The organism is Dyadobacter soli (genome assembly GCF_900101885.1).
Taxonomy (GTDB): domain Bacteria; phylum Bacteroidota; class Bacteroidia; order Cytophagales; family Spirosomataceae; genus Dyadobacter; species Dyadobacter soli.
On sequence record NZ_FNAN01000002.1, the window covers coordinates 158,616 to 177,723 of the forward strand.

Here is a 19,108-nt window from a genome sequence, read left to right on the forward strand (position 1 = left end):
TTACTCATTTCCAGCAACGGGCCATTGCTCAATGCGCCGGGTACCGGCAGTTTCCGACTGGCATGTGCTTTTTGACAAGGCGCCGAATCTACAAAACATTCAAGCATTATGAGTTTAGACATCGATACCCGCGGGCAAACGCAAAGTTCGCAGCCCGGCATAGAAGAAGTAATGGACCCGGCACCAGTGGTGATCCGCGAAAACTATCGTGGAAGCGGCAAATTACAGGGCAAAACAGCCCTCATTACCGGTGGGGATAGTGGCATAGGGCGCTCGGTGGCAGTGCATTTCGCCCGGGAAGGCGCCGATGTGGCCATCGTTTACCTGGATGAAACCCAGGACGCCGCCGATACGAAAGCGATGGTGGAAGCCGAAGGAAAAAACTGCCTGCTCATCCAGGGCGACATCCGCAGCGAGGCGTTCTGCAAAGAAGCCGTAAGCCGCGCAGTCAACGAGTTCGGGAAGCTGAATATCCTCGTCAACAATGCCGCAGAACAGCACCCGAAGGACAGTGTGGACCAGATCTCAGCCGATCAGCTGAGCGATACATTTGCCACCAACATTTTTTCTTTCTTCTATTTCACACAGGCCGCATTGCCGCATCTCGGCGAGGGAGACTCCATTATTAATACTACATCCATAACGGCCTACCACGGCAGTCCGTCGCTGCTCGATTACTCCTCTACCAAAGGGGCGATCGTCGCGTATACACGTTCGCTGGCAGGTAACCTGGCGGAAAAGGGCATCCGGGTGAATGCGGTAGCGCCGGGGCCGATCTGGACGCCGCTGATCCCCTCCACTTTCGATTCGGAGCGGGTGAAAAAGTTCGGGAAAGATACGCCTTTTAAGCGCCCGGGACAGCCTTGCGAGGTGGCAACCTGCTACGTTTTCCTCGCCAGCGAGGACGCCTCGTACATGAGCGGGCAGGTACTCCACCCCAATGGCGGGCAGGTAATTAACGGCTAGTTCATTTTAAGAAGCCATTTGCGGACTGCGGCTTCGAGCGTTTCTTTTAAAACCGGTTTGGTGAGGTAATCGTCCATTCCAGCTTCGATACACTTTTCCCGCTCGCCTACGACGGTCCCGGCTGTGAGCGCGATGATCGGCACGTGCGGTCCATCCGCCTGCCTGATCTCGCGCGTGGCCTCATACCCGTTCATTTCCGGCATTTGAATATCCATGAAAACGATGTCGGGGCTCGTACGGCGGAATGCCTCGATGGCTTCCTTTCCATTGGCCGCTTCGATCAGCTCGCTGCCCGGTAATATCTTGCCCAGCATCGATTTCACGAGCAGCATATTGATCTTGTGGTCTTCCGCAATGAGTATTTTCACTTCGCCTGTTTCGTAAGTTTCGCCTGATAGTTTGTCCTGCGCCGGCATTTTCGCGCGCTTTTCCGGCACTTTCGCTTTGAGTCCAAGGTCGGACAGCGCGTGGAAAAGTTGCTGAATCTTAACCGGTTTCACTAAAAAGTGCCTGATATCCAACTCATTACTAAAACCGCTTAGCGCTTCCTCGTCAAACGAATCGTTCAGCAATATCACCGGCTGATTTGCGACGGGGCCTTCCAGCTTCCTTAGCTTCCGGATCGTTTCAATGCCGTCCCAGCCCGGCATCTGGCAGTCTATCAGCACTACATCGTACTGTCTGCCCGACGACAGCCTGTTATACGCTTCCTCACCACTGCCGGCGTAGTCGGCTCCAATGCGCTTGTTGGCGAGCATATCCTTCAAAATCTGCCCGTTATGCGCATTATCGTCCACGATCAGCACACTTTCGATCTGTTCCACATTCTCCCACTCGAACCGGTCTTCGCCCTCGATTGCCCGGAATGTGGCATCGAAAAAGAAAGTGCTCCCGTGTTCGAGCTTGCTCACCAGTTGCAGCCGGCTGCTCATCAATCCGAGCAGGCTGTTTGAAATAGTAAGCCCGAGACCGGTGCCTCCAAACCGCTTGGTAGTGGAGGAATCTTCCTGCGAGAATGCTTCGAAAATGCGCCGCTGGTTTTGCGGATCAATGCCAATGCCCGTATCACGGACCGAGAACCGGAACGTATAATCAAGGCTGCTTACCTTCTGCAACAGTTCTATTTTCAACTCAATTTCCCCCTTGCTCGTGAATTTGACGGCATTACTGAGCAGGTTTACAAGAATCTGCCGCAACCGCACCGAATCGCACCAGACAAACTGCGGAATGTCGGCCGGGATATTGAGCAGCATTTCCAGGTGCTTTTGCTGCGCCTGATAAGTTACCATATCGGCTACCTGGCCGCAAATTTCGAGCAGATCGGTCTTCTCCGGCGTCAGTTCCAGCTTGCCGGCCTCAATTTTGGAGAAATCGAGAATGTCGTTGATAATGTCCATCAGCGAGTTCGCCGACTGGAATACCATCGACATGTATTGCTGCTGGGTTTCGTCGAGATTGGTTTTCATCAGCAAATCCGTAAAACCGACCACCCCATTCAACGGCGTGCGGATCTCATGGCTCATATTGGCCAGGAACTCCGATTTCAGTTTGCTGGCCGCCTCGGCATGCTCCCGTGCTTCGAGGAGTTCCCGCTCCGCTCGTTTCCGCAAAGTAATGTCGCGGATCACCGCCTGAATGATCTCCGAATCATTCACTTTCATCAGGTTAAGCAGCACTTCGGCAATGAACGACTCCTTCGAATCACCGAAGCGCTTGTATTTCCATTCAAAACTATGGCTGCCTTTCTCGTAAACCGCCTGCACATGCTGGTTACCCTGGGTCTTCTGGCCCTCCATACCCATTTCATTCAGACCGGACAAGTCACCCATGGGCATACTCAGGAAGGTTTCAACGGAATCGATCCCGAACATTTTCAATGCGGCATCATTGCAATCCAGGTAGCCATTCCGGTCAAAAAGGATCACGGCATCGCTGGTAGAATCGTACAGGCTGCGGAATTTGACTTCCGAATTCTTGATAGCCATTTCTGCCTGCTTCTTGTAAGTAATGTCCTGGAACGCCCCGTAAATGCGGACGCACACGCCGTCCACGATTTCGGCATTCCCGATCGTCCTCACCCATAGCTCATTGCCTTTCGCGGTAACAACCTGCAACTCGCTATCCCAGGGTGTTCCGTGAGCAAGCCCCTCCTTTACCGCCCGGGTGATGGCATCCCGGCTGTATCCTTCCTTGTAAAATTGAATGGCCGTTTCGGTATCGGGTACGTAATCCAGCGGCACTTCATGGATTTCCTTCGTCGTCGACGACCAGTAGAGCTCTCCCGTACGCGCATACAGCTCCCATCCGCCCACGCGTGCGACGCTGTTCGTTTGTTCCTGGATGTCCTTGATCCGTTTAAGCTCCTTATCCGCCTCTTTCCGGGCGGTAATGTCCCTTTCGACCGCGATGAAATGGGTGCAGTTGCCGTAATCGTCGAAAACGGGGGTTACTTTGAGGTCGACCCAATAACTGACGCCAGCCCTGGTGTAACAAAGTACTTCTTCCCTGACCACCTTCTTTTCCCTGCAATGCAGCCACACCCGGTCGAGTGTGTCCGGGTCGGTTTCAGGACCGCGGAGCAAAAGCAGGGGATTCTTGCCTTTCACATCCCGCCTGTTGTACCCGGTATGCGTTTCGTAGGCTTTATTTACCCAGGTAATGAATCCCTGGCTGTCTGTTATTACAATATAATCTGTTGTATTAGAAGCCACTACGGCCAATTCCTTCAAACGCTCCCGCGAGTCTCGCAACTCGGTGATGTCGTGGCTGGTCAGGATAATGTCCCTGCTCACCGGGTCGATATTGGCGCTCGTGTTGCTCCACGACCATGATCCGTCCTTGTGCCTGATACGGTGCTCCACGCCACCGGGAACGGGTACGCCGGTTTCGGAGGTAATGCGCAATGCTTCGAAGCAAATATGGAAATCGTCGGGGTGAATGAACTCGGTAAAGGACCGCCCCACCGTTTCCTCGATCGTGTGCCCGTACATCGACGTCCAGCTTGGCGACACATAGGTGAAGAATCCTCCGGGCGAAATCGTAAACAGCACGTCCTGCATATTGGATACCAGCACCGACAGATCCTGCTGCACTTTGAGCTGCTGGGTAATGTCGTACCCGAGGCAGAATATCTCGGTCAGTACGCCGTTTTCGTCGGCAATGCCGGTGAACTCCCATTGCGTGGTCTTCACGCCGTCGCGACGCGAAAATTTTCGCAGTATTACCGGGTGCGGCATTCCGGGGTTGACAAAGCATTGTTCCCCTACCTGCAAACATCGTTCGATGTCGTCCGGCACGACGCCGCTCAATGAGGATTTACCGATGATCTCGCTCCTTTCCAGCCCGTAAAATTCGCAGAAATGGTCGTTTACGTACTTATAGTTTCCTTCGAGGTCGATGGTCGTGACGTAAACCGCATTGCTGTTCAGCAGGGATTGGTAAAGCTCCGTATTGGTAACCAACCGGGGCAACTCGGGGAGTGTATCGTCGCGGCGGAAGCCCGATAAAACAAGCCAGCCGAGCGATTCGGAGAATGCACACATGGAAGTGATCGCAAGCCGCAGCGAGGGCAGACTACCCGCCACAGCCCTTACCGTGCCGTGGAGCGGTTGCTGGCTTTGGGGAAAGCATTTTCTGGCATTTTCAAGATGTAATGAAAATGAAGGGATTTCAAAAAGTGAGACTGGCCGATCGTCACCCTGCCGAACACCCATACCGGACGCCAGTGTCTGCTGCAATTTCGCATCAGCCCAGCAATCACGGGGATTGGAATGCTTCCAGATCAATAATCCGTCTGTGGCCGAGTCCTGGATCAAGTCGAAGATACGATCATCCTTTTGCAGCAGCTTCAACAGCTCCTTCCTCAGGTCATTCATTTTCAAAAAAACTTACAATTAGGGACGTCAGTAGTGGCCGTACAATATAGCAGTTATTCAACTATTTTAGGGATTCAAGCGGCATATGGAAGCTAATTTTATTATATTCTAAAAGAAATTCTACATTTCGATCGATTACAATATGTTATTCACAAAAAGGCCCTTTTTCCGGTTATTGAAAAAGGGCGTTTGATGTAAAGTGCTGTTAATCTTTCTTTTTCGGGACTTTGGCGCCTTCCTTGCGCGCTTCGGAAAGGCCGATGGCAATGGCTTGTTTCTTCGACGTCACCTTTTTCCCCGATCCCGATTTCAGCTTGCCTTCTTTTTGCTCGTGCAAGACCTCTTCAACCTTTTCACCCGCTTTTTTCGAATATTTGGCCATGATATTATTTTTTAGGTGTTGATGTTTTTATTTTTCGCACCTGGCTGGCGTGCGTTTTATAGGATCAAAATGTATACCAATGCGCCGCTGCCGCATTCCGCTGTACTCTAAACCCGTAGTTCATGAAAAAAAGATTATTGTTATTCCAATTGACGGGCACTCTTTTGAGCATGGCCGCCGTGGCTCAAAATTCCGGTTCCGTGCTTTTTAAAAATGCCACGGTAATCGACGGTACCGGTTCTGCACCGCGTACCAATACCGACATTCTGGTTACCAGCGGGCAAATCGCCGCCATTGAAAAAGGTATTAAAGCCAACGGTGCCCGGGAAATCGATCTTGCTGGCAAAACCGTCATGCCCTCGCTCATATGCGCCCACGCACACGTGGGGACGCTCAAAGGAACTACGTCCTCAGCCGACAATTATACCCGCGAGAACCTGTTGCGGCATCTTAAAAAATATGAAGATTATGGTGTAAGCGCCGTGCTCGCCATGGGTACCGATCGTCCATTGATATTCAACGGTTTTATCGACTCCACCCAGGCGGGATTGCTTCCCGGCGCCAGACTCTACTCGGCCGGTTACGGTTTCAATACCCCCGATCCCAACCCGGGCTCGTGGATGAACCTGCTGCTACGGCCCAACACCGCCGAAGATGTGCCCGCAATGATAGAAAAACTGGCGGCCGTGAAACCGACGGTCGTCAAGATATGGGTCGATGACCACGGCGGGAATGCACAAAAAATGAAACCGGAGATTTACCAGGCCATTATCCGCGAGGCGCATAAGCGTAACATCCGCGTAGCCGCGCACCTGTTCTACGTCGAAGACGCCCGCAAGCTCACCGAAGCCGGCATCGACATCATCGCCCACAGCATTCGCGACAAGGAGGTGGATCAGGACCTGCTCAACAAAATGAAGCAGAAAAATGTCACCTACATTCCCACGCTCTCGCTGGATGAATACCAGTTTGTATACGCCGGCAATCCCGACTGGATCAACGACGCGTTTTTCAAAGCCTCGCTCGAACCGGGCGTCTTCGAAATGATCACGGATAAAGCTTATGGTGAAAAAATCAAGAATTCACCGGACTACCAGCGCAATATGTCGGCATTCAAAACGGCGCTGATCAACCTGAAAAAAATCTACGATGCGGGCATTAAGGTAGCGCTCGGCACCGACTCCGGCGCATTTCCGATCCGGACGCAGGGCTTCACCGAGCATCTCGAAATGGAACTGATGGTCAAAGCCGGCCTCACGCCCGCGCAAGCCATCACCATCAGCACCCGCAACGCCGCCGCCGCCCTGCGCATCGACAACGAAAAAGGCACGCTGGAAAAAGGCAAAAAAGCCGACTTCCTCATCCTATCCGCCAATCCTTCCGCCGACATCCGGAACACACGCAAAATCGAATCCGTTTGGAAGGAAGGGAAAGAGGTGAGTAAAGGGCCATTAAAAAACTGATAGCGAAATGGAAAGCACGTCCGCCAACAGGCCAGCCGTATCCAAAACAGCATTCTGGGACGTCGATTTCGACCAGATCGACTTCGAGGAAAAGGATCTGTTTGTAATGGAAAAAGTGTCCAATTATGGAACCTGGGAAGATTTCATCAATGTAATCCGTTTCTACGGCATTAATCGGTTCAAGGAGCGGATCGTGTTGGCCGCTTACCTTAAAAAGGATGTTCTAAACTTTATTTGCGTCGCATTTGACCTGCAAGAAAACGATTTTAAATGTTACACAAGGAGACAGTCGCAGGGCCAACCCTGGAACTCTTGAAACAACTCATGGCTTTGCCGGAGCTGGCATCGTTTTGCCTCGTGGGCGGAACAAATCTTGCATTGCGACTCGGACACCGGATTTCGGTCGATATCGATTTGTTTACAAAAGATTCGTTCGACCTAGCGGAGGTTAAAGACGCGATCGCGAATGTATTTCCGGCCGCCTTAGAAATGAATGCGCGGAATCAGACATTGCTGTATCAAATCGACGGTGTCAAAACGGACTTGATCAGACATCAATATAATGAAATCGCCGCGGTCGAACATATCGAGGGCATAAGGCTTGCTTCACTGCCGGATGTGATTGCGATGAAACTTGGCGCAGTAGCCGGCAGAGGTGCAAAAAAGGACTTTTGGGATGTACACGCGCTTTTAGGGAAGTTTAGTGTAAAGGAAATGATCGACTACTACGCCCTTAAATATCCTTCCAGTGATCCGGGCCAGGTAGTCCGTTCACTGGTCTATTTTGAGGATGCCGACCCGCAGCCGGACCCCATTGATTTACTAGGTATAAGTTGGGCGGCGGTTAAAGAGAGTCTGCGAAAAAAAGTGAAAGCTTATACCAAAAGCATTCTATAAGGATACCATCAACACCAAAAACCCCATGAACATCACACAACCTCACACTTACCAGTTCAAAGACGACGGCAGTATTCCTAATAGCAGGTTTCCGCTGCTGGTTTACCATGGTGCTTTCAAGGGTAGTGGCCAGGAGGGTGCGGCGTGGCTCGAAAAGCGGTTTGCGGAGAATAACTGGACAAATTCGTGGCGGAATGGCGTGTTTACTTACCATCATTACCACAGCATCACGCATGAGGTGTTGGGCGTGTATGCGGGCAATGCGCTCCTGCATATGGGCGGGGAGCATGGCGAGAAGTTGCACGTTACCGCCGGAGATGTGCTGGTGATACCGGCTGGCGTCGGCCATAAGAAGTTGGAAGCCTCTGCCGATTTTGCCGTCGTAGGCGCTTATCCCGACGGCCGCGATTACGACATCCTCCGGGGCGAAGCGGGCGACAGGCCGCGGGCATTGGAAAATATCCGCCAGGTCCCTATCCCGCTTTTAGACCCCATTTGGGGTTTGGAGAAAGGTTTATCCAAAATATGGGTGTAGTTTTGATGCCCGAAATCACTCCTGACTATGAAGATTAAATTCAAAAGACTCGACCACATCATGCTTTGCATTCCGCCGGGTGCCGAGCAGCAGGCGCGGGAATTCTACGGCGGGGTATTAGGCCTGGAAGAACTGACGGACCTGGGCTACCCGCTTCCCCATAGCGCCATCTGGTTCCAGATGGGCGATATTCAGCTGCATATCCGCGCCGAAGAGGTTCATGCGATCTCGCAACGCCATCCGGCATTCGAGGTGGACAACCTGGAAGAAGCCCGCGCATTGCTCGAAAAGCATGGGTTGGCGCTTAAAAATGAAAGCAAGATCCCGGATCGCAACCGCTTCTCGTTCCGCGACCCGTTCGGTAACCGCATTGAACTGATTGAAATGATCGCATAAAACATGGGCAGCGCCGATGACGCTGCCCATGCGACAGATAAGCAAGTACAATTATGACGCAATATCGGTGTACGGATTGCTGATCGTCACAACCTCCTGATTGATAAACTGAACCAGATTTTCATTCAAACGCTCCTTGTGCGTAATGAACAGTCCGTGAGGCGCGCTTTCATATACAATGTACTCCGCGCCCGGAAGCATGGCAGAGGTGCGTTCACTGCTTACTTTGATAGGAACCGTTTTATCGTCCTCGCCATGGATGATCAGCACAGGCACATCCAGCAGCGATATTTCATTGCGGAAGTCGGTAGCGCTGAAACTGCGGATGCATTGCGTAGTAGCACGCCCCGAGCCTTGCAATGCGAGCATCCCGTGCCAATTCAATATCTCGTCGCTCACCGCATTGTTCAGAAATCCGTTTCCATAAAAATCTTTGGCGAAACCGGCCAGGAATTTGGGGCGGTCGTCTTCGATGTCCTTTACGAACCCGTCGAACATTTCCTGCGGCAGGCCGTCGGGATTATCGTCGGTGTGCAACATATAAGGAAGCACGGTACTGATGAGCACCGCTTTGGCAACCCTGCTGCTGCCGTATTTACTCAGGTAACGCACCACTTCACCACCGCCCATTGAGAAGCCAACGAGCGTAACGTCGTTCAGGTCCAGCGCCTCGATGACCGATTTAAGGTCGTCGGCGAGGGTGTCGTAATCGTAGCCGCTCCACGGTTTGTCGGATTTACCAAAGCCTCGGCGGTCGTAGGCAATGCAGCGAACGCCGTGTTTGGGCAAAACATTGAACTGGTACTCCCACATTTCGTGGCTGAGCGGCCAGCCGGAGATGAATATGACGGGCTTCCCCTGCCCTACCTCGTGTACAAAGAGCTGCACCGATTCTCCGTGGATACCCGCTTTTGATGCTATAAATCCCATGATTTCTGTTTTTAGGTTCTTGATTGATGGTAAACTGCAACCGCACGCTAAAAAGACCTGTGCCAGCGGCGGGAGGCCCAAAAATGACTTGCAGGCACATTCGCGCATTCTCTGTGCCGGAAGCGCAATTGGGGATGTATATGAACAGCGGGGAGGAACATCAGCAGAAGTGACCATGCCACATTAAATGCCCGGATATTTAGTTAACGAAAGCCGAAAAAGCAGTAATTGGAAAAAGTAATCCTAAATTTGCAGTCACTTTCGACGCAGAAGACGATCCACTTGATGTTAAAGTTTGTTTACGGTTTTTTAATTGCTATTGTCGTTCTTGCGGGGATCACCGAGGTTGTACTAAGGGTAAAATATGGCTTTTGCAACTCGCCGCTCTACGTCTCCGACCCTGATTTTGAATATATATACGCACCTAACCAGGACGTCAAAAGGTTCGGTCAGGTGCTGCGCACCAACAGCCTCTCCATGCGGAACGAAGAATTGCTGCCTACCGACAGCCTGATTATATTGCTGATCGGCGATTCGGTCGTGAACGGCGGCAGCCTTACCGACCAGGACAGCGTTGCTTCCACCTTGCTCGAAAAGCGATTTTTGAAAGACTTCAACAAACGCGTCCGCGTGCTGAACATTTCCGCGGGTTCGTGGGGGCCGGACAACATCGCCGCTTACCTCAAAAAATACGGCACTTTCAAAGCCAAACTGATATGCCTCGTGACGAGCAGCCACGATGCGCACGATATTATGTCGCACCAGAGCCCGGTAGGTGTAGATCCGGGATGGCCCAACAAACAGTACAAAGTAGCGCTTTACGAGCTCTGGGACCGGTATCGGTGGATGTTATTCTATTTCCTGGATACTCTTTTCTTCGCGCCCGAACCCCAGAAAAAGCAGGATAATATCGCCATTGTAAAACCCGACGTGACCGATAGCGCACACGTTGCCGCGGATGCGAAGGCAGTAGAAGACACGGTGGAGGCCAGAAAACTGAATGACGCGGGTATCCGCAAGCCCGGCCTCACATTCAATCCCGGCTACGGGCAGCTTTACGAAATCGCCCAAAAGGACAGCATACCAATGTTCATTTACCTGCATCCTGAGACTTCCGAGATCGACCTCGGGCATTTCAACGACCAGGGCCAGGAGATCGTGGCATTCGCCAAAGAAAAGAATATCAGGCTGATAGACGAATTCAAGTTCGGTGTTTCAAAAGACCGGTACCGTAAAATGGACGTCGTGCATTTCAACAGCGGCGGGCAGGTGTTCCTGGCCGACAACCTGTATCCATTGTTTCAGGAATATCTTAACCTTCGGAAATGATGCGGGTACTGATCGTTCACAACCAATTATGGGCGCATTATAAGTCGAAGCTTTTCAGCGAGATCGATAGGGCTATCAAACGGTCGGATTCTTCGGATGAACTGCTTGTTGCGCAAATCGCATTATACGAGGAAAGCCGGAAGGTAATGCAAAGCGACGATACGGTCGTTTACGATTATCCTTACAAAGTCCTTTTCGAACGCAGCCTCGACCAGGTGAGTTTCCGCGAGCGGCGTGAGGCGCTTTTCAAAGTTTTCAATGCATACCGGCCCGACGTGCTCAATATCACCGGCTATTTCGACTGGGCGCAGGTGCTGCTGATGTTCCATGCGCGCCGAAAAGGCGTGAAAGTGGTGCTTTCATCGGAATCGTCCTCCGCCGATCATAATCGTTCCAGCTGGAAAGAGAGGGTTAAAAAAGTGATCGTAAACCGCGCCAATGCATTTTTTTGCTTTGGAAAAACATCCGCGGAATACCTGGAAAGCCTGGGCGTCGCGAAAAGTGCTATCACAGTGCGTAATGCGGCGGTGATCGACGAGCAGATGATCCGGCAGCGGTATGATGCAGCTAAAAAGGAACTTGCTGCGAATGTGGTTTCCAGGAAATTCGTATATGTAGGAAGACTTGCGCCGGAGAAGAATCTGACAACATTGATCCTTGCATTTGCCCAAGCTGTGAAAACGACCGGTTCGGATTGGCAGCTGCTTTTTGTGGGCGGCGGTCCGGAAAAGGAACGGCTGGAAAAGCTGGTAAGTGATTCGGGCATTGCCGATAAGGTCATTTTCGCGGGCGGGTTTCCATGGTACCAGGTGCCGGACTGGCTGGCGAAGAGCGACGTGCTGGTGCTGCCGAGCCAATCGGAGCCGTGGGGACTGGTGGTAAACGAGGCAATGGTATGCGGAATGCCGGTCATCGTATCGGAAACCTGCGGATGCGTCGGCGACCTCGTACAAAATGGCGTGAATGGATTTACATTCAAGCATACACAGCAGGCCGATTTGGAAAAGCATTTAACCTGGTTTATCCAAAACCCGGACCGCATTGCCGGAATGGGACAGGAATCTTTAAAACTGATCGCTCCGTTTGCGGCCGGCCCAGTGGCTGCGCAAATGGCTGCGACCTACCGCGAGCTGGCTGGCAAAGCCCGGTAAGCATAACGAACACAACTATACATTAACCCCAAGCATGCGAATACTGAATATTTGTGCATATACATGGGCGATCGGAGGCCCGGCCCGCATTATTTACGACCACACCACGGAGGTAGTGAAGCAAGGCCACCAGGTCGATATCCTGAGCCCGATGACGCCCGGCGAAAAAATGTACCCCGTACCCGAGGGCGCCCGCCTGATTGCCGTTGCGCGTACGACGCCCCTGAGCAACATTTACCGGGAGTTTTCCGTAGAATTGTACAAATACCTCAAAAAGCACATCCATGAATACGACGTCGTGCATATGCACGGAATCTGGCATTTCGGCAGCCTGGCGCCGTTCCTGATCCCTTCCAGGGCTGTGAAAGTAATTACCATTCACGGCCTGCTCGACAAATGGGCTGTGGCGCACAGCAAGTGGAAGAAGGATTTAGTCACTTTATTGTACCAAAAAAAGCTGCTGGGCCAGGCCGACCTGATCCAGATCAACAACACCGATGAGGAAGAGGATGTGATCCGCTACCTGGGTTACCGGCCGAAAAACATGGTGATCGTACCCAACGGTATGAAGCTCGATGACTATAACAGGGCAAATTTACCGGCGAAAGGCCTTTTCAGGGCCAAACATGGCATTTCACCCGACCAGCAAATGGTGCTTTTTCTGGCCAGGTTGAATATCAAGAAAGGACTCGACCTGCTTTTACCTGCATTTCAGAAAGTGCATGAACAATTACCGAATGCACAGCTGATACTGGCCGGCCCGGACGATGGCTACCAGGCCGAAACCGAAGATTTTATCCGCAAACATAATCTTCAAGACCGCATAAAACTCGTGGGAATGCTGACGGACACCATCAAAAAGGAAGCATTAGCCGACGCGGACCTGTTCGTTTCGCCCTCCTATTCCGAAGGATTTTCGATTGCAGTACTCGAAGCAATGACTTCGGGCGTGCCCGCGCTCGTATCCGACCGTGTAGGTTTTGGTGACTACATTGCCAGGTATGACGCAGCCTATCTGACACCGCTCACCAGCGACGGCGTGGCCGACGGCCTTCTTAAAATATTACAAGACAAGCCCTACGCCGAAGGCATCGCAAATCGAGCCTACAAGATGGTTACCGAAAATTTTGACATCCAGGTGGTTGCCAATCAGTTATTGGAAGAATACAAGAAAGTTCAAAAAAACTAACTACATTTACAGTCGAATGTAACCGCTGACCGGCGCCAGGTACAGGTTCTGTTTAATCCTATATGGTCGATTTATCCGTCATTATTTTAACGCACAACGAATCCAAGCACATCGGCCGGTGCATTCAAAGCCTGTTACAGGTTACCGATAAAATTTTCATCGTCGACTCGTTTTCCACCGACGACACGGTCGCGATCGCCGAAAGCCTCGGCGCTACCGTCGTTCAGAATCCCTGGGTTTCCTACGCATTCCAGTTCAATTTCGGCATTCGGAACAATCCGTTCCAGACGCAATGGCTCATGCGCATGGACGCGGACGAGTACATTACGCCCGAACTCGCCCGTGAGCTCAACAGCTCAATCGGACAGGTGCCGGAGGACATCTCAGGCCTTTACGTGAAACGTCGGGTGATTTTTATGGAGAAATGGATCCGCCGCGGCGGGTACTATCCGATCTGGCTCCTGCGTGTGTGGCGGCGCGGGCTGGGCATTTGCGAGGAATTGTGGATGGATGAGCATATCAAGCTGAGCAGCGGCACCACCGCGCAGTTACAGCATGATATCGTCGATCATACCCTCAACAACCTGACGTGGTGGACGCAAAAGCATAACAATTACGCAATCAGGGAGGTAATCGACCTGTTGAACATTAAATATAACTTTGATAACAAGGAGACCGTCGAGCCGACTTTCTGGGGAACCCAGGAGCAGCGCACGCGTTTTCTGAAAATCAAATACGCCAGCATGCCGCTGTTCACACGGCCGTTTATCTACTTTGTATACAGGTATTTCGTCAAATTGGGATTCCTGGATGGAACAAAGGGACTTATCTGGCACGTTTTACAGGGGTTTTGGTACCGGTTCCTGGTGGATGCCAAGATTTACGAGGTGTATCACCGGGTAGGCCGCGACAAGGAAGCTATCATATCACATTTCAGGACGGAATATGGAAAAGACCTCAGAAACCCAAACCAATCTGTCCGTTTATAACAACGATTGGTATAATCCGGGCGGCTATCCGAAGCTGATCATCTGGTATCTGGCCAACCGCCTGTTCATTCACACACACATTCCCTACCCTTCTGCATTCAAGGTCGCATTGCTCCGGCTGTTCGGCGCGAAGATCGGCAAAGGGGTGGTGATCAAGCCAAAAGTGAACGTGAAATACCCCTGGTTCCTGCAAATAGGCGACCACGTATGGATCGGGGAAAATGTGTGGATCGACAACCTCACATTGGTGACTATCGAATCAAATGCATGTTTGTCGCAGGGCGCAATGCTTTTGACCGGCAACCATAATTACAGAAAAAGCACTTTTGACCTGATCGTGAAGCCCATAACGCTGGGTCCAGGCTCGTGGATCGGCGCCCAGGCAACGGTTTGTCCGGGCGTAAATGTCGGCTCTCACGCGCTGTTGACCGTTGGATCAGTCGCGACTAGCCATTTGGAAGCTTATGGAATTTATCAGGGAAATCCTGCGAAATATATCAAAACAAGAACTATAACCAGTTGAAAGTAAGCATTCTTACTGTTGTATATAACGGCGCCGCTACGATCGGCCATTGCATCGAGTCCGTTCTCGGGCAGGATTATCCTGATATCGAATACATTATCGTGGACGGAAATTCGAAGGATGGTACCCAGGAAATCGTGCGGTCATACGGTGACAAAATCGCCCGTTTTCTGAGCGAACCGGACGGCGGAATTTACGATGCCATGAACAAAGGCATACAATTGGCAACCGGTGATGTTATAGGGATATTGAATGCCGATGACTTTTACGCTTATCCATCGGTTGTCAGCGAGGTGGCCGGGGTACTGGCTTCGAGCGACTTCGATGCTTCCTACGGCGATCTTGAATATATCGATGCGAACGATGCAACGGTGGTGCGCCGGAAATGGGTCTCTGGTGCTTACAAAGTAGGCGCGTTTCTGAATGGATGGATGCCGCCACACCCTACTTTTTTTGTCAAAAAGGAGGTCTACAACACACACGGGCACTTTCGCCTCGATCTGGGAAGCGCAGCAGATTACGAACTGATGCTGCGGTTTGTACATCGTGAAAACATCAAGCTCGCTTACGTACCCAAAGTCCTCGTGAAAATGCGGGCGGGCGGCGTGAGCAACAGCACATTCAAGAACCGCGTCGCAGCGAACCGCAACGACCGGCTGGCCTGGAAAATCAACAATCTGAAACCCCGGTTTTATACTTTATGGTTAAAACCTTTAAGAAAAATAATACAATTTATCTAAGGCCGCGAAGTCAACTAAAGTACCCTAAACCACACAGTAAATATTTTGATATTCAGGCATTTGCATATTTCAATTATTGGTTTATATTTCGACATTTGATTTTGGATTTTCGAATCCGCACCGCTACGCACTTCCCAATTTGACAAGCTCATGGAACTACAACTACCTCTGCAAATTCTGACCGAAGGAAACGTCAATACGCTTGTCCATCACGACATCTATCAATGCCTTCTCTCGTTTCTGATAGGCTGCTTTCTTTCGATCATTTCAATACCCATCATCATCAACCTCTCGAACCTGTTGCATTTGACCGCAAAGCCGGGTTTCAGAAGTTCACATGAGACAGAAACCCCTACTTTGGGCGGTATTGCCATATTTGCAGCAACCTTAATAGCCTATTTCCTCTGGCCGCATTCGGAAAATATTCTCGATTCAAACCTGATCAGCCTCGCCATGACCGGCGTGATCATCCTGTTTTTCCTGGGGATTAAGGACGATATTCTTGCGGTAGACCCTACTAAAAAGCTCATTATCCAGATTTTCGCTTCGCTGATCCTCGTGGCTATGGGCAACTTCAAGGTCGATAACTTCTACGGCATCTTCGGCATTCACGGCGTTTCGGACTTCATCAGCATTCCGCTCACCGTTTTCATATTCATCGCGATCATCAATGCGATCAACCTCATCGACGGGATCGACGGTCTGGCCGGCGGTATCAGCCTCATTGCCGGGCTCGGGTTCGGGATATGGTTCATTGCCAACGATCACTTCTCGTTCGGTTGCCTTGCATTCGCTATGTCGGGTTCGCTGCTTGGTTTCCTTCGTTTTAATTTTTCCAAAACGAGTAAAATCTTCATGGGCGACACCGGTTCGCTGATCGTCGGCTACCTGCTTTCGATCTTCGCCGTTGAATTCCTCTCATTGAATGTAGGTTACCTGCACGATCCGAATGCTTATTTCAATGCACCGATCATCGTTATGGTGCTGCTGATCGTACCTATTTTCGACACCTTGCGCGTGTTCATCGTCCGCATTTTCAAAGGCGGCTCCCCATTCGTAGCCGACCGCAACCACATGCACCACATCCTGATCGACAACGGCCTGAACCACTTCTGGGCGTCGTTCACACTGTGGATGGTGACGATCTTCAATACCGCAATGTTCTTCGCATTCCACGGCGACATTACCAACACCGCATCGCTCTACATTTACATCGGAATGTTCGGTTTGTACATGGTGTTTGCCTATTTTCTCAAAAAACGCATTGTCACCGTCAAAGAGCGGAAAAAATTGGTCAAAAGCCCTTCAATGGCCGACGACGACCTCTCTACCTTCCAATAATCGATCGATTTGCTGGGCTTAAAAACCGTGATGAAATTCTCGTGAATACCTTCTGAGAATTCATTGCGGTGAACCGAATGTTTGTACCTTGCACGAAACATAGTCAACTCAGGTATGAACAAAAAGATCAGAAAAGAAGACGCGCTATACTACCATTCCAAGGGTAGGCCTGGAAAAATACAGGTTATCCCCACCAAAGAAACGAGTACCCAACGCGACCTTTCGCTAGCATATTCGCCCGGCGTGGCAGAGCCCTGTCTGGAAATCGCCGATAACGTAGAAAACGCCTATCAATACACCGCCAAAGGCAATCTGGTGGCCGTGATCAGTAACGGTACCGCCGTACTCGGCCTGGGCGATATCGGCCCGGAAGCCTCCAAGCCGGTAATGGAAGGTAAGGGACTGCTCTTCAAAATATATGCGGACATCGACGTTTTTGACATCGAACTCAATACCAAGGACGTTGATGAATTTGTAAGAACTGTCAAAATCCTCGAACCTACTTTCGGCGGCGTCAACCTTGAAGACATTAAGGCGCCCGAGTGCTTCGACATCGAAGCCAGGCTAAAAAAAGAGCTGAACATTCCCGTCATGCACGACGATCAGCACGGTACGGCCATCATCAGCGCCGCGGCCATGCTGAATGCATTGAAACTCGTCGACAAAAAGATCGAGGACATTCGCGTGGTCGTATCGGGTGCAGGCGCATCCGCGGTATCGTGTACGAAGCTGTACCTTTCATTGGGCGCGAGTCCCAAAAACATCGCGATGTTCGATACCAAAGGGCACATTCACAATGGCCGGACGGATTTGAGCGACATGAAAAAGCAGTTCGCGACCGACAAGGCTTACGAATCGCTCGAAGAAGCGATGGTAGGCGCCGACTTGTTCCTGGGCCTTTCTACCGCGGATATTGTTTCCAAAGAAATGGTGAAATCAATGGCGAAAGACCCGATTGTGCTCGCTATGGCCAACCCAAACCCGGAAATCCCCTATCCGGATGCCGTCGAAGCACGTGAAGACGTGATTATGGCTACGGGCCGCTCCGATTATCCCAACCAGGTGAACAATGTACTGGGCTTCCCGTACATATTCAGGGGTGCGCTCGACGTACGGGCGACGGAAATCAACGAAGAAATGAAGCTGGCTGCCGTGCACGCGTTAGCAGACCTCGCTACCAAGCCCGTTCCCGACATCGTGAACCTTGCCTACAACGAGACGAATATCGTTTTTGGTAAAAATTATATTATTCCAAAACCGGTAGATCCCCGCCTGCTGACAACCGTGGCACCCGCTGTGGCGAAAGCGGCCATTGAAACCGGCGTCGCACGGAAAGTAATCACCGATTGGGATGCTTACGAACAGGAGCTTTCGAGCCGCCTGGGACGGAATGAGCAGATCTCGCGCGTGATCCTCAACAAAGCGAAACAAGCGCCTAAAAAGGTGGTATTCGCCGATGCGGAAAACATCCAAGTACTTCGTGCCGCTCAGCAAGTGCGCGACGAAGGCATTGCCACGCCTATTCTTTTGGGTAACAAGGAAACCATCCAGCATTTGATCCGCGAGAGCAAGCTCGACCTTGCCGATGTATCGATTATCGATCCGCGCGTGCCGGAAAGCGATCCGATGATTGAAAAATATGCGGCCAAATTGTACGACAAACGCAAGCGTAAAGGCCTCACGCCAATCGAAGCGCGCCGTACGATGTATTTCAAAAGCTATTTCGGGTCGATGATGGTCGAAACCGGTGAGGCCGACGCATTCATTTCCGGCTTGACAAGGACTTACCCCGACACGATCCGCCCCGCGCTGCAAGTAATCGGCAAGCAGGAAGGCGTCAACAAAGTGGCGGGTATGTACATTCTGCTCACACCGAAAGGGCCGCTATTCTTCTCCGACACGACCGTCAACCTCGACCCGACCGTTGAAGACATCGTAGAGATCACCGAACTCACCGCGAAAGCCGTAGAGCGCTTCAATATTCAGCCGCGCATTGCATTGGTAACCTATGCCAACTACGGCAGCGCCAAAGGTGCCGACGCCGATAAAATGCGCGAAGCGACGGCAATCCTCAAAAAACGCAATCCGTCGATGATCGTGGAAGGCGAAATGCAGGCGCATTTGGCATTCAATACGGAGTTGTTAAAGGAAAACCACCCGTTCAGCGACCTGGTCGACGGCGGTGCGAATACATTGATTTTCCCAAATCTTTCAGCCAGTAACATTGCATACAACCTGCTGAAAGAAGCTGCGGAACTCGAAACCATCGGGCCGATCCTGCTTGGCCTCAAAAAGCCGGTACACGTGCTGCAACTCGGTAGCTCGGTGCGGGAGATTGTGAACATGGTGGCGATTGCCGTTGTGGAAGCGCAGATGAAGGGGAATTAGAGCGGCGATTGTTA

17 protein-coding genes are annotated in these 19,108 nt (G+C 51.4%); 14 read left to right on the top strand and 3 right to left on the bottom strand.

Translation table 11 applies throughout. From position 1 onward, the window contains the following. The first annotated feature begins 108 nt into the window (after nucleotides 1–108). Entirely contained in the window at nucleotides 109–966 is an 858-nt protein-coding gene (locus tag BLQ88_RS02910; RefSeq protein WP_090146548.1) for an SDR family oxidoreductase, read from the top strand. Here BLQ88_RS02910 and BLQ88_RS02915 read toward each other — a convergent pair. Together BLQ88_RS02915 and BLQ88_RS36635 are read right to left on the bottom strand one after the other, a co-directional pair. Further along, nucleotides 963–4,841, bottom strand: a complete 3,879-nt coding sequence (locus tag BLQ88_RS02915; protein ID WP_090146550.1) for a PAS domain S-box protein — start codon at nucleotides 4,839–4,841, stop codon at nucleotides 963–965. The genes BLQ88_RS02910 and BLQ88_RS02915 overlap by 4 nt on opposite strands. 205 nt (nucleotides 4,842–5,046) lie before the next feature. Then, a complete protein-coding gene (locus BLQ88_RS36635) occupies nucleotides 5,047–5,223 on the bottom strand; it encodes a DUF6496 domain-containing protein (RefSeq protein WP_176884874.1) in 177 nt (58 codons plus the stop codon). Nucleotides 5,224–5,345: 122 nt separating this feature from the next. On the opposite strand from BLQ88_RS36635, the gene BLQ88_RS02920 reads away from it, so the two are divergent. Genes BLQ88_RS02920 through BLQ88_RS02940 form a run of 5 tightly spaced genes read left to right on the top strand, consistent with a single transcriptional unit; the run spans nucleotide 5,346 to nucleotide 8,514 of the window. Next, the gene (locus tag BLQ88_RS02920) at nucleotides 5,346–6,686 is read left to right on the top strand and encodes an amidohydrolase family protein (protein ID WP_090146552.1); all 1,341 of its coding nucleotides are present in this window, start codon (nucleotides 5,346–5,348) and stop codon (nucleotides 6,684–6,686) included. Between the two features lie 7 nt (nucleotides 6,687–6,693). Next, the gene (locus tag BLQ88_RS02925; RefSeq protein ID WP_090146554.1) at nucleotides 6,694–7,002 is read left to right on the top strand and encodes a DUF6922 domain-containing protein; all 309 of its coding nucleotides are present in this window, start codon (nucleotides 6,694–6,696) and stop codon (nucleotides 7,000–7,002) included. Further along, nucleotides 6,999–7,583: a nucleotidyl transferase AbiEii/AbiGii toxin family protein gene (locus tag BLQ88_RS02930; protein WP_229212551.1), complete on the top strand. Its 585-nt coding sequence runs from the start codon at nucleotides 6,999–7,001 to the stop codon at nucleotides 7,581–7,583. The genes BLQ88_RS02925 and BLQ88_RS02930 overlap by 4 nt, the downstream gene beginning before the upstream one ends. A gap of 25 nt (nucleotides 7,584–7,608) precedes the next feature. Beyond that, the gene (locus BLQ88_RS02935) at nucleotides 7,609–8,118 is read left to right on the top strand and encodes a cupin (protein ID WP_090146558.1); all 510 of its coding nucleotides are present in this window, start codon (nucleotides 7,609–7,611) and stop codon (nucleotides 8,116–8,118) included. Between the two features lie 27 nt (nucleotides 8,119–8,145). Continuing rightward, on the top strand, nucleotides 8,146–8,514 hold the full coding sequence (locus BLQ88_RS02940; RefSeq protein WP_090146560.1) for a VOC family protein: 369 nt from the start codon (nucleotides 8,146–8,148) through the stop codon (nucleotides 8,512–8,514). 51 nt (nucleotides 8,515–8,565) lie between these two features. Here BLQ88_RS02940 and BLQ88_RS02945 read toward each other — a convergent pair whose 3' ends face one another. Next, nucleotides 8,566–9,444 (bottom strand): alpha/beta fold hydrolase, encoded by an 879-nt coding sequence (locus tag BLQ88_RS02945; protein ID WP_090146562.1) that lies wholly within the window; start codon nucleotides 9,442–9,444, stop codon nucleotides 8,566–8,568. 285 nt (nucleotides 9,445–9,729) lie between these two features. Here BLQ88_RS02945 and BLQ88_RS02955 point away from each other — a divergent pair, with 285 nt between their 5' ends. From BLQ88_RS02955 to BLQ88_RS02990, 8 genes are all read left to right on the top strand, one after another. Beyond that, a complete protein-coding gene (locus BLQ88_RS02955) occupies nucleotides 9,730–10,773 on the top strand; it encodes a hypothetical protein (RefSeq protein WP_090146568.1) in 1,044 nt (347 codons plus the stop codon). Beyond that, nucleotides 10,770–11,924, top strand: coding sequence for a glycosyltransferase (locus BLQ88_RS02960; RefSeq protein ID WP_229212552.1), 1,155 nt, complete (start codon nucleotides 10,770–10,772; stop codon nucleotides 11,922–11,924). Before BLQ88_RS02955 ends, BLQ88_RS02960 begins: the two co-directional genes overlap by 4 nt. Before the next feature lie 34 nt (nucleotides 11,925–11,958). Continuing rightward, a complete protein-coding gene (locus tag BLQ88_RS02965; protein ID WP_090146570.1) occupies nucleotides 11,959–13,113 on the top strand; it encodes a glycosyltransferase in 1,155 nt (384 codons plus the stop codon). 62 nt (nucleotides 13,114–13,175) lie between these two features. Beyond that, nucleotides 13,176–14,102: a glycosyltransferase family 2 protein gene (locus BLQ88_RS02970; protein WP_090146572.1), complete on the top strand. Its 927-nt coding sequence runs from the start codon at nucleotides 13,176–13,178 to the stop codon at nucleotides 14,100–14,102. Next, a complete protein-coding gene (locus tag BLQ88_RS02975) occupies nucleotides 14,059–14,625 on the top strand; it encodes a putative colanic acid biosynthesis acetyltransferase (RefSeq protein ID WP_090146574.1) in 567 nt (188 codons plus the stop codon). Before BLQ88_RS02970 ends, BLQ88_RS02975 begins: the two co-directional genes overlap by 44 nt. Then, complete coding sequence (locus BLQ88_RS02980) at nucleotides 14,622–15,365, top strand: glycosyltransferase family 2 protein (RefSeq protein ID WP_090146576.1); 744 nt, start codon at nucleotides 14,622–14,624, stop codon at nucleotides 15,363–15,365. Before BLQ88_RS02975 ends, BLQ88_RS02980 begins: the two co-directional genes overlap by 4 nt. A 150-nt stretch (nucleotides 15,366–15,515) precedes the next feature. Continuing rightward, nucleotides 15,516–16,706: an MraY family glycosyltransferase gene (locus tag BLQ88_RS02985; RefSeq protein WP_090146578.1), complete on the top strand. Its 1,191-nt coding sequence runs from the start codon at nucleotides 15,516–15,518 to the stop codon at nucleotides 16,704–16,706. A gap of 114 nt (nucleotides 16,707–16,820) precedes the next feature. Further along, complete coding sequence (locus BLQ88_RS02990; RefSeq protein ID WP_090146580.1) at nucleotides 16,821–19,094, top strand: NADP-dependent malic enzyme; 2,274 nt, start codon at nucleotides 16,821–16,823, stop codon at nucleotides 19,092–19,094. The last annotated feature ends 14 nt before the right edge of the window (nucleotides 19,095–19,108 follow it).

Bases quoted from the DNA above. Each gene is read 5' to 3' on its own strand.
- BLQ88_RS02910 (WP_090146548.1), top strand. From the start codon at position 109: ATGAGTTTAGACATCGATACCCGCGGGCAAACGCAAAGTTCGCAGCCC.
- BLQ88_RS02915 (WP_090146550.1), bottom strand. From the start codon at position 4,841: ATGAATGACCTGAGGAAGGAGCTGTTGAAGCTGCTGCAAAAGGATGAT.
- BLQ88_RS36635 (WP_176884874.1), bottom strand. From the start codon at position 5,223: ATGGCCAAATATTCGAAAAAAGCGGGTGAAAAGGTTGAAGAGGTCTTG.
- BLQ88_RS02920 (WP_090146552.1), top strand. From the start codon at position 5,346: ATGAAAAAAAGATTATTGTTATTCCAATTGACGGGCACTCTTTTGAGC.
- BLQ88_RS02925 (WP_090146554.1), top strand. From the start codon at position 6,694: ATGGAAAGCACGTCCGCCAACAGGCCAGCCGTATCCAAAACAGCATTC.
- BLQ88_RS02935 (WP_090146558.1), top strand. From the start codon at position 7,609: ATGAACATCACACAACCTCACACTTACCAGTTCAAAGACGACGGCAGT.
- BLQ88_RS02940 (WP_090146560.1), top strand. From the start codon at position 8,146: ATGAAGATTAAATTCAAAAGACTCGACCACATCATGCTTTGCATTCCG.
- BLQ88_RS02945 (WP_090146562.1), bottom strand. From the start codon at position 9,444: ATGGGATTTATAGCATCAAAAGCGGGTATCCACGGAGAATCGGTGCAG.
- BLQ88_RS02955 (WP_090146568.1), top strand. From the start codon at position 9,730: ATGTTAAAGTTTGTTTACGGTTTTTTAATTGCTATTGTCGTTCTTGCG.
- BLQ88_RS02960 (WP_229212552.1), top strand. From the start codon at position 10,770: ATGATGCGGGTACTGATCGTTCACAACCAATTATGGGCGCATTATAAG.
- BLQ88_RS02965 (WP_090146570.1), top strand. From the start codon at position 11,959: ATGCGAATACTGAATATTTGTGCATATACATGGGCGATCGGAGGCCCG.
- BLQ88_RS02970 (WP_090146572.1), top strand. From the start codon at position 13,176: ATGGTCGATTTATCCGTCATTATTTTAACGCACAACGAATCCAAGCAC.
- BLQ88_RS02975 (WP_090146574.1), top strand. From the start codon at position 14,059: ATGGAAAAGACCTCAGAAACCCAAACCAATCTGTCCGTTTATAACAAC.
- BLQ88_RS02985 (WP_090146578.1), top strand. From the start codon at position 15,516: ATGGAACTACAACTACCTCTGCAAATTCTGACCGAAGGAAACGTCAAT.
- BLQ88_RS02990 (WP_090146580.1), top strand. From the start codon at position 16,821: ATGAACAAAAAGATCAGAAAAGAAGACGCGCTATACTACCATTCCAAG.